Origin of the sequence: Segniliparus sp., assembly GCF_051660745.1 — a bacterium.
Classification (GTDB): domain Bacteria; phylum Actinomycetota; class Actinomycetes; order Mycobacteriales; family Mycobacteriaceae; genus Segniliparus.
Genome location: NZ_JBOFQF010000041.1, coordinates 34,960 through 48,326, shown reverse-complemented (window position 1 = coordinate 48,326; position 13,367 = coordinate 34,960). Strand labels below are relative to the sequence as shown.

Here is a 13,367-nt window from a genome sequence, read left to right as displayed (position 1 = left end):
GTGGACTCCCCGGACGGGGAGTCCACGCTCCTGCTTGACGGGCCGAGAACTTTTGCCGGACGGGACCGCCGCGTCCTCGAAGCGGTCGCCGCGCAAGCGGCTGCCCTGGTCAGGCAGGGCGATCTGTCGAAAGAGGCCGCGCGGGCCGAAGGGCTCGCCGAGGCGGACCGGCTGCGCAGCGCGCTCCTCTCGGCGGTCAGCCACGACTTGCGCACCCCGCTGGCGGCGGTGAAGGCCGCCGTGTCGAGCCTGCGCAGCCAAGACGTGGAGTTCTCCCCGGAGGACGTCGCCGAGCTGCTCGCGACCATCGAGGAGTCCGCCGACCAGCTCACCGCTCTGGTGGGGAACTTGTTGGACTCCTCGCGTCTGGCGGCCGGGGTGATCACGCCGCAGCGCAAGCGCGTGTACGTGGACGAGGTCGCCCACCGCGCCATCTTGAGCCTGCCCGCGACAGCGCGCAAACGGGTCCAGGTGACCCCGGACGTGAACGCGGTCGTCGCCGACCTCGGCCTCTTGGAGCGGGTGCTCGCGAACCTCATCGACAACGCGCTGCGCTACGCGCCCGACTCCCAGGTGACGGTGCATTCGGAGCGAGAGGGCGGCGAGGTGGTGATCTCGGTGGTGGACCACGGGCCGGGGATACGCTCGGACCAGCGCGAGCGCGCGTTCGAGGCGTTCGGGCGGCTGGGGGACCGGGACAACACCGTCGGAGTCGGCCTCGGCCTGTCGGTGGTGCGAGGCTTCGCCGAGGCGATGGGCGGGCAAGTGATCGTGGCCGAGACCCCCGGCGGCGGCGCGACGCTGCAAGTCTGGCTGGCCGACGCCAATGCGGCGAAACGGCAGAGCGCGAGTGAAAGAGGAGAAGCATGACACGGGTGCTCGTGGTGGACGACGAGCCGCAGATCCTCCGGGCGCTGCGGATCAACTTGACCGCGCGCGGCTTCGACGTGACCACCGCTGCCACCGGCGCGGGCGCGTTGCGGGCCGCGGCGGAGCGCCAGCCAGAGGTGGTGGTCCTCGACCTCGGGCTGCCCGACATGGACGGCCTCGAGGTGCTGGCGGGCCTGCGCGGCTGGACGAACGTGCCGGTGATCGTGCTCTCCGCCCGGACCGACTCCAGCGAGAAGGTGGACGCGCTCGACGCGGGCGCGGACGACTACGTCACGAAGCCGTTCGGCATGGACGAGCTGCTCGCCAGGCTGCGCGCCGCGGTGCGCCGAGGAGCGGGGAACCAGGGCGAGGGCGAGCCGGTGGTGGTCACGGACTCGTTCGTGGTGGATCTCGTCGCCAAGAAAGTCGTCAAGGACGGCAGGGACGCGCACCTCACCCCGACCGAGTGGGGCGTGCTCGAACTGCTGGTCCGCAACCAGGGCAAATTGGTCTCGCAGAAAGAGATCCTGTCCGAGGTGTGGGGGCCTGGGTACAAGACCGAGACGCACTATCTGCGGGTGTACCTCGCCCAGCTGCGGCGCAAGCTGGAGGCGGACCCGGCGCACCCAAGGCACCTCATCACCGAGGCGGGCATGGGCTACCGCTTCGAGCCGTAGGCCGGGCTCTTCTACCGCTGGTTCCCCACCAAAGACGACCTGGTCCTGGCTGTGCTCGGACGACGGGACGAGAACTTCTGGGCGAGCTGGGACGCGACTGCCGCGCAGCACGACGATCCGCGAGGCGAGCTGGAAGCCCAGCTCGCCTGGGTCCATGAGCTCGCGACCAGGAATGGCTACCGGGGTTGCGCGTTCGTCAACGCGGCAGCCGAGTCCGACAGCGCCCAGGCCGGTGGGATCCACGAGCGCTGCCTGGAGCACGAGGAAGAGCTCCGGCGCAGGCTGCGCGCTTCGACCGCGCGACTTGGTGTCGCCGGCAGCGACTTATGAGCAGACCAACTGCACATAGCGATTGTGGGCGCGTTTGCGCTCGGCGGTCTCTACCCGGCCAACGGGCCCGCCGTCCAACTTCGCTCGCTCGCTGGCAGTCTCATCGCCGGATGGGGCGCGCACGACGGGTAGGGCGCCGTTTTCGATTTTCACGCCGCCGCTTCCTTGACCGCGTGCCCGATCTCGGCGCGCAGCGCGGCGAACTCGGGCGATCCGCGCAGGTCCTCGGCTTCCACGCCGGAGCGGGGCAGCGTCGAGCGCAGGTCCAGCGCCACCCGGCCGGGTCGGGTGGTCAGCACGAGGATCCGTGAGCCGAGGAACGCGGCCTCCTCTGCGCTGTGCGTGACGAAGACCTTGGTCTGGTTCGGCGCGGTGGTCCTGCCCGATATCGCGCTGAGCATCCGAAGGTCCTCCTGCAGGCGCTCGCGGGTGAGCGCGTCGAGCGCGGCGAAGGGCTCGTCCAACAGCAACAGCGGGGTCTCGGCGGCCAAGGCGCGGGCGATGGCGACGCGCTGCTGCTGCCCGCCGGAGACCTCCCAGGTCCGACGGTCTGCCACGCCGACGAGCCCGACCCTGGCCAGCAGCTCCTCTCGCCGGGCGGCTCGCTCGCGCTTGGGCGTTCCGGCGTACTCCAGCGCGAGGTCCACGTTGCCGCCGACCGATTTCCACGGGAAAAGCCGGGGCTGTTGGAAGACCACGCCGGAGCTCGCGCCCGGCCGGGGCTCGGCCCCGGCAAGGCGCACGACGCCCTCGCTCGGCCTCTCGAACCCCGCGATCAGCCGCAGGAGGGTGCTCTTGCCGCAGCCCGAGGCTCCGACCAGGACGAGGAACTCGCCCGGGGGCACGTCGAAGGAGAGCGGGCCGAGGGCGGTCGTCGCGCGCTCGCCTTTGCCGTAGCGGTGGGTCACGCCCTGGACGTGGATGGCGGGCTCGGCCGCAGGCAGCGGTTCAATTGTCGAGGACAGCGGGGAGCCCTTTCGTGTAGACCGCGCCGCGCAGCGACGCTTCGCCGGGGGCTTCGGCGATCTGTTTCTGCGCCACGAGGAACCTCGCCGCGTCGAGCAGGTTCAGGGCCACGCCGCCGGGAGCCCCGGCTGTGCCGAGCCACTGCGCCGAGGCCTCCTCGGCGGGGGAGAGGAAGATTCCCTGCTTGAGCTGGTCGGCCGCGGCTGCGGGGGTGATCCCGATCTCGGCGGCGACCGCTTGGGCGGCGGCTGCTGGATCCTCCGCGATGGTCCGCAGCGCTTTGGCCTCGGTTTTGCGCCAGACGTCCACCACCTCGGGGTGCTGGTCGGCGAACGCGCGGCTGACGACGCCGAGGTCGAGCGTCGGTTTGCCGGATTGCGCCAGTTCACGGCTGGTGAGCAGGGTTTTGCCCGATTTGCGCAGCTCGTCGAGGGTCGGCAGCCAGGTGTAGACGGCGTCGAGGTCGCCGCGCTGCCACGCGGCGAGCGCGGCCTGCGGCTGCACGTCGATCAAATGGACCTCCTCGGGGGCGACCCCGGCCTTCGCGAGGGCCGCCAGCAGGCTGTAGTGCGCGGTGGAGGCGAACGGTGTGCCGACGCGTTTGCCGCGCAGGCCCGCCACCGAGGCGACGCCCGAGCCGTCGCGCGCCACCAGCGCCTCGTTGTCGCCCGCGACGTCGAGCACGAACGCCACCTGGTAGGGGATGTTCAGCGGGGCGGAGAGCCCTCGTGCGACCGGGCTGGAGCCGATGGCCGCGAAGTCGATCTCGCCTGCGAGGAACGCCGTGTTGACATCCGCGCCGGAGTCGAACTTGGTCCATTTGACGGTGTACGAGGGCAGCGCGTCCTCTAGCCAATGCTGGTGGCGCACGACCAGGTCCCCGCTCGGGAAGGTCTGGTAGGCGATCCGGATCACCGGCTTGCCCGAGCCCTGCCCCGGCGGGTGGATGGCGCAGGCGCCAACGAGCGCCACAGGCAGCGCGAGCGAGAAGACCCGGGCCAGGGCCGTCCGGATCATGCTCTGCCACGCCAGGGGATGAAGGCGCGCTCTGCGCCTTTGAGCAAACCGTCGACGATGAATCCGCACACTCCGATCACGATGATGCCGACCAACACGACTGCCGTGTTGTTGTAGTTGCTGGCGTCCTTGACCATGCCGCCGACACCGGGGATGCCGTTGAACAGCTCGGCGGCGACCACGGTGGTGTACGCGACGCCGACCGCGACCCGGACTCCGGTGAGGGTCTCCGGCAGGGCGGCGGGGAGCACGACGTCGCGGATCACTTGCGCCCGCGTCCCGCCAAGCGCGCGCGCCGCCTCGACCAGGCTCACCGGGGCGGACAGCACCGCAGCCGTGGTGGCCACGGCTGCGGGCGGCAGCGCGGCCAGCGCCAGCACGGTGATTTTCGGCGCCTCGTCGATGCCGAGCCAGATCACCAGCAACGGGAAGTAGGCCAACGGCGGCAACGTCCGCAGGAAGGTCAGCCACGGGTCGAGCAGGCTCCGGACCCAGCCGACCGTGCCCATCGCCAGTCCGACGGCGATCCCGGTCGCGACCCCCGCCACCACGCCGAAGAGCACCCGGCGCAGCGTCATGTACAGGTGCTCCCAGAGCAGGTACCCCTGATAGCCGCGCACGCCGTCATGCGTGGTCGACAGCGCGACGAAGCTGTCCCAGACCGTCTTCGGGAACGGCACGAAGGTCTGGCTCCACGCCCCGCTCGCGGCGGCGAGCTGCCACAGAAGGAGGAACACGAGGAGCGAAACCGCCGGAAGGCCGATCCGGCGCAGCCTCTGTCGCCACGGCGAGACGGTCGGATCCACTCGCCAAGGCTAGAACGCCCGGGGCAGGCCGGTCAGGCCCGCGATCCGGGCCCGACCGGGCAACAGGCGAGGTCGGCGGGTCTGCGCCGCACTCGGGCGGATCAAAATCACGAGTGGCCGAATGAGCGGGAGCGCGGGGAATAATGCGCCCCTCTGGCAGAGTTCTCCTGGTCGACGACATCGCCGACAGGCAGAGAGAAGGGCAGGACATGGCAGAGCTGCACGTGCGCAGGATCGGAACGCGCCGCTACACGGGGCACAACGACCGAGGCGCGGAGGTCCAGATCGGTTCGCACGGGGTCGAAGGGGCGTTCACACCGGGCGAGCTGCTCAAGATCGCCCTCGCGGCCTGCACGGGGCTGTCCTCGGACGCGCCGCTCGCCCGCAGGCTCGGCGACGACTACGCCGCCGTCGTCGGCGTGTCCGGCGAAGCCGACCGCGAGCGGGAGGTGTACCCCGAGTTGCGGGAGGAGCTGCGGGTGGATCTCTCCGCGCTTTCCGAGGAGGAGCGCGAACGGCTGCTCGTCGTCGTGGCCAAGGCCGTGGACGGGGTGTGCACCGTGGGACGCACCCTGAAAGCGGGGGCTGCGGTGTCGCTCGATATTGTGAACACCACCGTGGGCGCCTCGTAGGAAGGATGGATGTGTCGCAGGAGCAGGAGAGTTATCCGAAGCCTCCGTTCGAAGCGGCCCAGCCGTCGGAGCCGCTGTCCGCGCAGGGCAGCGGCGAGTCTTCCAATCCGGCGCAGGACGCGCCGCAGACGGGCGGTTTCGGCGGTCGCGGCTCCGCTGACGAGTCCGCCGAGCCAGTGTCGGCGGCTCAGGCATTCCCGGTCCCGCCGTTCTCAGCCCCGCCGCCGTTCCCGGCCCCCGAATCTGGTTTCGCCGCGCCGCCGCCGGTGATCGGCGCGGCTGCGCAGGAGGGCTCCGCGCCGCTGTACCCGGTCCCGCCGTTCTCGGTCCCGCCGTCCGAGGCCCCCGTCGCGCCCCGCGCCGGCAGCATCGCCTTCCAAGAGCCAGGGGCCACCACCGCCCGCCCGCCCACCCTCGCCGAGTCCCGGGCGCGCTACCAGGCGGAGCAGGACGCCGCGCGGCAGCGGGAAATCGAAAGGCTCCACGAGGAGAACCAGCGCAAATGGCGGCGCAGGCTCATCGGCGGGGTCGCGGTCGTCGGCATCGTCGGGGTGGTGGCGCTCGTCTACATCGCGAGCCCCGAACGCCGGTGCTACGACGAGGCCAACCAGCAAGAGGTGCCGAGCTCGTACTGCACCAGCAGCTACTACAGCGGCGGGGGCGGCGTCGGCGGCGGTGGTTTCGGCGGCGGGGGCGGGGTCTACATCTTCCACAACAGCGGCTGGTTCGGCTCGTCGCCGTATTCCGGCAACCGGCTCAGCGGCGGCGGCAGCGGCGGCTACAACTCGCGCGGCGGCGGCTACAGCTCGGGCGGCGACTCCACCGGGAAGTCCTCGTCGAGCAGCGGCGGTATCACCAGGGGCGGGATCAACCCCGGCGGTGGTGGGAGCTCGTCGAGCTAATCATGCGCAGACTTCGCAGAACGCCCAGGCCGGGCTGGGAGCAGACCGTCGAGACCCAAGGATTGGTCTACGGCGTCCCGGCGCGCAACGCGGACGGCACCGAACGCCCGTATTGGGACGAATCGGTGTACTACGAGTTCTCGATCGACGAGGTGGACTCGCTCGAAGCCGACGTGGAGGGCCTGCACGCGTTGTGCCTCGACGCGGTGGAGCACGTGGTGCTGACCGAGCGGTACAAAGACTTCGGGCTCCCGGAATGGGTCTGGCCGCATATCGACCAGTCGTGGCGGCGGCGCGACCCGCACGTCTACGGCCGCTTCGACCTGCGGTACGACGCGACCGGCCCGGCGAAGCTCTTGGAGTACAACGGGGACACCCCGACCTCGCTCCTGGAGGCCTCGATCCTGCAGTGGTTCTGGTTCAAGGACGTGTTCTCCGACGGCGACCAGTGGAACAGCCTGCACGAGAAGCTGGTGGAGCGCTGGGGCCAGGTCCGGGCCCAGCTGCCGCAGAACGTGCTGCACCTTGCCTTCGCGAGGGGGGACACCGCGGGCGAGGACCATATCACGACCACGTACATGCAGGAAACCGCCGCCGAGGCGGGGTTCGACACGGTCGGGCTGGCCGTCGAGGACATCGGGTGGGACGATGTGCTCAAACGGTTCGTGGACTTGGCCGAGGACCCGATGCGCACGGTCTTCAAGCTGTACCCGTGGGAGTGGCTGCTCGAGGACCCGTTCGGCAAGCACGCGGTCGAGCAGCTGCCGGGCACCCTGTGGGTCGAGCCGCTGTGGAAAGTCCTGCTCTCGAACAAGGCGCTGCTCGCGATCCTCTACGAGAACAACCCCGGCCACCCGAACCTGCTGCCCGCGTACCTCGACGACCCCGGCGTCCTCACCGAGTACATCAAAAAGCCCAAGCTCGGTCGGGAGGGGGCGAATATGACGATCGTCGCCCCCGGCTACGAGACCTCCACCGGCGGCGTGTACGGGAAAGAAGGGTACGTGTACCAGCTCTTCGACCCGCTCCCCGTGTTCGACAGCATGCGCCCGGTGATCGGCGCGTGGGTCGTCGGGGACAAGGCCGCGGGCATGGGCATCCGAGAGACCGCCGGACTGATCACCGACGACGGGGCGGCGTTCGTGCCGCATAGGATCGCCGAGTGACCGCATCGGCCAACGCAGCCGCACTGGCCGACATCGAATTGATCCACTCAGAATTGACACACGACACGAGGAGCATGACCATATGACCGTTTCCCAGCTCGCTTTGGAGTCCATCGTCGCGCACAGCGATTTCTGGCGGCATTTGGCGAGGTCCGTCGCCGCCATCGTGATCTACGCGGTCATCGGCCTCGGCCTCATGGTCCTCGGGTTCTTCGCCATCGACCTCACCACGGTCGGCAAACTGCGCCAGCTCGTGCGGGACGAGAAGCCCAACGCCTCCTTCATCACTGCGGCCGGCCTGTTCAGCATGGCCCTCATCGTCGTGACGGCCATCTACAGCACGCTCTCCGGGGACATCTGGGGCGGGATCGTGACCACGGTGGTCTACGGCGTCGTCGGCGTCGCCGCGCAAGTGGTCGCCGTGCGGTTCCTGGAGATCGCGACGGGAGTGGAGACGAATGTGACCTTGCTGCGGGACGACTTCGACTTCGACTCGCTCATCGTCGCGGGCGCGCACCTGGGGATTGGATTGATCGTCGCCATCTCCATTTTGTAGCCCGGCGCCCAATCGGCGCCTCGCTGCGTTGTCGGCTCCTCGCGTACCCGGCTCGTCCCTCGCCGTCTTCGTACGCCACGTCGCCTGCCGCCTGGCGATGCATCCGATTGATCTGCCGGGGACTGTGGAGCGATCAGAGTCTAGCCCGCCCAGGTCTGCGGCTGGGGGTTCCACCCAGTCGCGGGCGGCGGCTGCGTCCCCGGATAGGTCTGCTCCGCGCCCCACGCGGGCTGGGGCTGGGGATGGGGGGCCAGCCCGTTGGCCGGGCTAGGCAGGAGGACGTTCTGCTGCACGCCGAGCACTGTGTTGACGGTGGCCGCCACGTCGAGTCCCGAGCTGTCGATCCAAGCGCCGACGCCGTGCAATTGCTCGTGCATCGTCCGGTCGAGGAAGTTCCAGTCGGTGGTGAGCACTTTGCGCCGGGTCGCGTTGCGGTGCGCCGCTATGTGCGGGCTCGGGGCGAGCACGATGAACCGCAGTGGCAGGCCCGCGAGTTTAGCGAGGTAGTAGTCCAAGTGGTTGCGCCACACCACGACGTCGTCGATCACCGGGACGATTCCGGCTTGGTAGAAGTTGTGCGCGAGCGCGGCGGCGTTCTTCGCGCGGACATAGGTCTGCCGGTCTGCTTCCGGGTCCCAGCGGAAGCGAGGCCAGCGTCCGCCGGAGACCACCATCTCCTGGAGCCTGTCCACCTCGATATGCGCTCCAAGCCGGTACCGCTGGGCGAGCGCCCGGCTCACCGTGCTCTTGCCGCTCCCCGGGACGCCGACAATGAGATACGCCGCAGGAGCAGCGGCGATGCTTACCGGAGGACGAGGGGAGGACCATTGGGTCATAGCGTGTTCATCCTACCGCCAATTGCTGGGCGGGCGACTGCGCGGCTCTGGTCCATACCGGCTCAGTTTTTCAGCGGTGTGGCGCCGAGCTTGGCGGTCAACAAGGCCAACGCGTCTTGGGGCGGGGCTTCCTCTTCCGGTGGAGCCTGCTCGCCCTGCGGGCCGGGGTCCGGCTCGAATTCCGGCTCGCGCGGGCCCGGCCCGGACCTTCGCTGCGCGAGCGCGCGCCGTGCGGCGGCGGACGGCGGCTCCGGGGACGCGGGCGCGGGCGCTGGTTCCGGGGAGGCCGCCTCGGCGGCAGGGCTCGCGGGAGGGGCCGCTGCCTGTTGGGGTGCCGCTGTCCGTTGGGGGGGCGGGACTGCGGCGGGCGGCGGGGCGTGGTCCGATGCTGCCGCGGTCGGGGCGGGCGCGCTCGGCGCGGAGCCGCGCTCGCAGACCACCCGCCATTGCACCCCGGCGGTGTCGCGGAGGGCCGAGGCCACCATGTCGAGCACCTTGGGGTCGGAGAGCCGGGCCGCGAGGGCGGCGGAGGCGAGGCGGATCACCAGTTCGTCGCCGCGCAACTCCGGCGTCGGGGCGCCTTCGAGCAGCGCGTAGGCGACCCTGGAGCGGTCGCGGATCTGTCCGAGCGCTTTCGACCAGACCTCCTGCACCGGTCCGGCGGCGGGCGCCCTGCCGGACTCTGGAGCGGGCGGAGCCTCGGCCACGGGCCTCGGCTCTGATGCGACGGGCTCAGGAGCTGCTGGCTCAGGAACGGCGCGTTCCGGCCTTGGCGCTGGTGGTTCGAACCTCGGCGGCGGAGCAGGGTCGACCGGTTCGGGACGCTCGAACTTCGGCGGCGGGGCAGGGTCGATTGGCGCGGGTCGCTCCGACCGCTGCGGCGCAGCGGTCGGCTCCGCGGCGCATCCGCCGCCCCGCTCGAGCCGCTCCAACCGGGCGATGAGCGCGGCGGAATCCGTCGGCGGCAGCAGCATCCTCGCGCACACCACTTCGAGCAGGAGCCTCGGCGACGTGGCTCCGCGCATCTCCGTGATGCCGGTGTGCAGCGTCTCGGCGCATTGCGCGAGCGTCCCAGGGCCGAAGCCATGCGCTTGTTCTCGACGCTGGGGCCACGCGTCTGCGGGCGCGTCGACGAGCCCTTGTTCCAACGCGTTCGGGACGTTTTGGACGAGGATGAGATCGCGGAGCCGGTCGAGGAGGTCGACCGCGAAGCGCCTCGGGTCGCCGCCCGCGTTGACGCATTGGTCCACAACGGTGAACAAGGTCGCGCCGTCGCCAGCGGCGATCGCCGCGACCGCGCTGTCGATGAGGGTCGCGTTCGTGACCCCCAGAAGCCCCACCGCGCTCGTGTAGGCGACGGTCTCGTTCTCGGCGCCCGCCATGAGCTGGTCGAGGATGGAGAGCGCGTCGCGGGGCGATCCCCCAGAAGCACGGATGACGAGGGGGTAGACGTCCGGCTCCACGGTTACCCGCTCCGCCGCCACGACGTTGACCAGCAGCTCGCGCAGTGTTTTCGGGGGCAGGAGCCGGAACGGGTAATGGTGGGTCCGCGAGCGGATGGTCGGCAAGACCTTCTCCGGCTCGGTGGTGGCGAACACGAAAATGAGGTGCGGGGGCGGCTCTTCGACTATCTTGAGCAGCGCGTTGAACCCCGCTGTGGTGACCATATGCGCCTCGTCGATGATGAACACCCGCTTCGCCGAGCGCGCGGGGGCGTAGAAGGCGCGATCGCGAAGGTCTCTGGTGTCGTCCACCCCGCCGTGGCTGGCGGCGTCGAGCTCGATGACGTCGATCGACCCCGGCCCGCCCTCGGCGAGGGCTCGGCAGGACTCGCAGACCCCGCACGGGTTCGCGGTCGGGCCTTTCTCGCAGTTCACCGAACGGGCGAGAATACGGGCGAGGGATGTCTTCCCGCAGCCCCTCGGGCCGGAGAACAAGTACGCGTGGCCGAGCCTGCCCGCCTCGAGCGCGATGCTCAGCGGTTTGGTGACGTGCTCTTGTCCGAGGACCTGGTCGAGCCGTTCCGGCCGATATCTTCGGTACAGTGCCACCCAGAGAGTCTACCTAGAGCCGCCGACATCGCGCCGATCAGGAGGACCAGCACGTACGCGATCGGGTACCAGGCCGCTTTGAGCTGGCCGGCAGCACCGAGCGGAGGATCGGCAGGCTGGATGAACACGCCGGTGGCGTAGCCCGGCAACACAGGGGCGTTCGGCAGGTCGGGTTGGACCGAGGTCCACATGAAGGTCCAGGCCGCAAGGACCACGAAACCGAGCGCCGCGAGAGCGGAGCCTGTGCGTGCCGCCCTCGCGAAGAGCCACGCGGCGAGCGGGACGAACCAAACCCAGTGATGGCCCCAGGAGAAAGGGGAGACGGCGCAGCCGACGAGGCCGACGAGCGCCAGCGCGAGCACCTCGTCGCCTTTGCGGCGGGCGGACCGGGCGAGGGCCAGCCCTGCCGCGCCGAGGAGCGCGGCCAGCGCGAACCATGCCCAGTTCGGCGCGTACGACGGGGGGTCGGCCAGCGACGGGGTCGCCGTTGGCGAGAAGAGCCGGTCGAGCACGCCTGCGATGGATTGGTTCGCGGGAGTCGGGCGAGGCGCGATCTTGCTGACGTCCGAGATGCCTTTGGCCCAGTAGTACTTCGATTCCGACGGCGCGACGGCGAACCCGGCGACGACCGTCGCGGCGAACGTCCCGCACGCCCATCCGGCGGCCCGCCACTGCCGGGTGACGAGCAGGTAGGGCAGGAAGATCAGCGAGGTGAGCTTGATCCCGGCGGCGAGGCCGACGCCGAAGCCCTTGCCTCTCGACCCCTCGGGCCTGGCGAGGTCGAGGAACACGACGGCGAGGAGGACGAGGTTCACCTGCCCGTACCAGAGCGTGGAGCGCACCGGCTCCAGCGCCGTCGCCGCAGCGGCGAGGCAGGCGCTCGCGACGAGGAGGCCGAGGCGGCCCCTGCGGCCTCGGGGCTCCGCGCCTGCCTGCGGGCGCGCCTGCCGCAGGCAGCGGTAGACGACGAGGACGAGCGCGAGGAAGGAGACTTCGAGCCAGATGGTCCGCGCGGACTCGAAGGCGAGCCCGGAGAGCGGCATGAACGCCACGGCGGCGAACGGCGGATAGGTGAACCAGAAATCGTCCATCACGGTCGCGCCGTACAGCGGCCTCGACTCGAGCACCGCTTTCGCCCCGCCCCGGTACACGTCGAGGTCGACGCCGTTCTCGAAGAGCCCCCAGTACTCCCCGTCCAGCGGGATGAGACGGTTCTGCGCCCACACCGCGAGGAAGCCGAGGAGCAGCGCGACGGCGACCGCCGAGGCCGCGATGCCTTTGCCGCCAGCGGGCGGGGGCATGGTCATGCCGGGGTCTTCTGGCGCAGGCTCCGCCAGCTGAAGAAGAGGATCGCGAGGTAGGCGTAGAGGTACCAGGCCCCAAACGCGTCGCGCAGCAGGGGCGGGCCGTGCTGCAGCCAGAACACGCCGATGGACGCGGGCTCCATGGATCTGTCGAAGCTGAGCGAGGACTGGTTGTTCGGCCACACGAAGACCCAGAGGTACAGCCCGGCCGCCGCGAGTGCCCAGGCCGTCTTCGGCCCGCTCTTCCCGTCTGGCGCCGCGTTCTCGTCGGGCACGGCCTTCACCACGAGCCACACCACGAGCGGGGCGGCCCAGACCCAGTGGTGGCTCCAGGCGATCGGCGAGACGACGCAGGCCACGAGCCCGACGACGACGACGGCGAGCAGACGCTCGGACCGGCGGTAGGCGTATGCCCCGAGCAGGAGCCCGGCTCCCCCCAAGACGAGGGCGAGCGCGTAGAACAACGCCTTCGGCGCGTCGTGCGGAGCCCAGATCCGGGCGAGCGTCCCCTCCACAGCTTGGTTCGAGGGCCAGGCGAGCGGCCCGACCCTAGTGGTCTGCCCGACGCTGCTCCAGAACTTCACGGAGTCGTGGGGGACGACGAGGAAGCCGAGCGCGATCGTGCCGAGGAACGTCAGGGCGGCGGTCGCCGCCGCGCGCCACTGCTTGGTGAGCAGCAGGTAGGGGACGAAGACGAGCGGGGTGAGCTTGAGCCCGGCGGCGAGGCCGACCCCGAAGCCTCGCCAGCGGCTCGACTGCGGGCCGAGCAAGTCCAGGAACACCAAGGCCATGAGCACGATGTTGAGCTGCCCGAACCACAGGGTGGACTGGACCGGTTCGAGGTTGACGGCCCCGATCGAGAAGGCGATGCTCGACAAGACCAGCGCGCGGTCCCTGCGGAACCCCATGAATTCGAGCGTGCGCCCGATGACGAGCGCGAGGGCGAGGATCGAGATGACCAGGTGCGTTCCTTCGCCGATCAGCCGGGGGAACACCGCCATCGGGAGGAACGCGAGGACGGCGAACGGGGGATAGGTGAACCCGAGTTCGGGACTGTGCGTCAGCGCGCGGTCGTAGAGGGACTCCCCGCCGAGGACGACCTGCGCCGCCGCGCGGTAGACGTTGTAGTCGACGCCGCCGCATCCGTGGATGATCGCGGTGCCCGGCGGCAGCAGCAGCTGGACCGCGAAAGCGAGCGCGACGGCGGCGAACGACGCGTAGAGCACGGCCTTGGGGAGTGGTCTGGTGTTCATG

General features: G+C 70.2%; 14 protein-coding genes. 7 read left to right on the top strand and 7 right to left on the bottom strand.

Translation table 11 applies throughout. The annotated features are described in order from the left end of the window. The 3 genes from ACRC20_RS14285 to ACRC20_RS14275 all read left to right on the top strand — a co-directional run. Positions 1-870 (top strand): sensor histidine kinase (locus ACRC20_RS14285; protein WP_438687049.1); only part of this gene is annotated, 870 nt, incomplete at its 5' end. Then, a complete protein-coding gene (locus ACRC20_RS14280) occupies positions 867-1,547 on the top strand; it encodes a response regulator (protein WP_438687048.1) in 681 nt (226 codons plus the stop codon). The genes ACRC20_RS14285 and ACRC20_RS14280, both read left to right, overlap by 4 nt. A gap of 51 nt (positions 1,548-1,598) precedes the next feature. After that, positions 1,599-1,877, top strand: a complete 279-nt coding sequence (locus ACRC20_RS14275) for a hypothetical protein (protein WP_438687047.1) — start codon at positions 1,599-1,601, stop codon at positions 1,875-1,877. 149 nt (positions 1,878-2,026) lie between these two features. On the opposite strand, the gene ACRC20_RS14270 is transcribed toward ACRC20_RS14275, so the two are convergent. The 3 genes from ACRC20_RS14270 to ACRC20_RS14260 are packed head-to-tail and all read right to left on the bottom strand — an operon-like array spanning position 2,027 to position 4,666. Beyond that, positions 2,027-2,842 carry an ABC transporter ATP-binding protein gene (locus ACRC20_RS14270; RefSeq protein WP_438687055.1) on the bottom strand — a complete coding sequence of 272 codons (816 nt, stop codon included), beginning with the start codon at positions 2,840-2,842 and terminating at the stop codon, positions 2,027-2,029. After that, positions 2,826-3,860 carry a taurine ABC transporter substrate-binding protein gene (locus tag ACRC20_RS14265; protein ID WP_438687046.1) on the bottom strand — a complete coding sequence of 345 codons (1,035 nt, stop codon included), beginning with the start codon at positions 3,858-3,860 and terminating at the stop codon, positions 2,826-2,828. The genes ACRC20_RS14270 and ACRC20_RS14265 overlap by 17 nt, the downstream gene beginning before the upstream one ends. Next, complete coding sequence (locus ACRC20_RS14260) at positions 3,857-4,666, bottom strand: ABC transporter permease (protein ID WP_438687045.1); 810 nt, start codon at positions 4,664-4,666, stop codon at positions 3,857-3,859. Before ACRC20_RS14260 ends, ACRC20_RS14265 begins: the two co-directional genes overlap by 4 nt. Before the next feature lie 209 nt (positions 4,667-4,875). On the opposite strand from ACRC20_RS14260, the gene ACRC20_RS14255 reads away from it, so the two are divergent. From ACRC20_RS14255 to ACRC20_RS14240, 4 genes are all read left to right on the top strand, one after another. Further along, positions 4,876-5,298: an OsmC family protein gene (locus tag ACRC20_RS14255; RefSeq protein ID WP_438687044.1), complete on the top strand. Its 423-nt coding sequence runs from the start codon at positions 4,876-4,878 to the stop codon at positions 5,296-5,298. A gap of 11 nt (positions 5,299-5,309) precedes the next feature. Then, on the top strand, positions 5,310-6,200 hold the full coding sequence (locus tag ACRC20_RS14250) for a tat pathway signal sequence (RefSeq protein WP_438687043.1): 891 nt from the start codon (positions 5,310-5,312) through the stop codon (positions 6,198-6,200). 2 nt (positions 6,201-6,202) lie between these two features. After that, positions 6,203-7,366, top strand: a complete 1,164-nt coding sequence (locus ACRC20_RS14245) for a glutathionylspermidine synthase family protein (protein ID WP_438687042.1) — start codon at positions 6,203-6,205, stop codon at positions 7,364-7,366. An 82-nt stretch (positions 7,367-7,448) separates the two neighbouring features. Continuing rightward, a complete protein-coding gene (locus tag ACRC20_RS14240) occupies positions 7,449-7,922 on the top strand; it encodes a DUF350 domain-containing protein (protein ID WP_438687041.1) in 474 nt (157 codons plus the stop codon). A 140-nt stretch (positions 7,923-8,062) separates the two neighbouring features. Here ACRC20_RS14240 and ACRC20_RS14235 read toward each other — a convergent pair whose 3' ends face one another. From ACRC20_RS14235 to ACRC20_RS14220, 4 genes are all read right to left on the bottom strand, one after another. Beyond that, positions 8,063-8,758: an AAA family ATPase gene (locus ACRC20_RS14235; protein ID WP_438687040.1), complete on the bottom strand. Its 696-nt coding sequence runs from the start codon at positions 8,756-8,758 to the stop codon at positions 8,063-8,065. Between the two features lie 62 nt (positions 8,759-8,820). Then, positions 8,821-10,809 (bottom strand): DNA polymerase III subunit gamma and tau, encoded by a 1,989-nt coding sequence (locus tag ACRC20_RS14230; protein WP_438687039.1) that lies wholly within the window; start codon positions 10,807-10,809, stop codon positions 8,821-8,823. After that, positions 10,734-12,116, bottom strand: coding sequence for a glycosyltransferase 87 family protein (locus tag ACRC20_RS14225; protein ID WP_438687038.1), 1,383 nt, complete (start codon positions 12,114-12,116; stop codon positions 10,734-10,736). The genes ACRC20_RS14230 and ACRC20_RS14225 overlap by 76 nt, the downstream gene beginning before the upstream one ends. Then, positions 12,113-13,366: a glycosyltransferase 87 family protein gene (locus ACRC20_RS14220; RefSeq protein ID WP_438687037.1), complete on the bottom strand. Its 1,254-nt coding sequence runs from the start codon at positions 13,364-13,366 to the stop codon at positions 12,113-12,115. The genes ACRC20_RS14225 and ACRC20_RS14220 overlap by 4 nt, the downstream gene beginning before the upstream one ends. Between the last annotated feature and the right edge of the window lies 1 nt (position 13,367).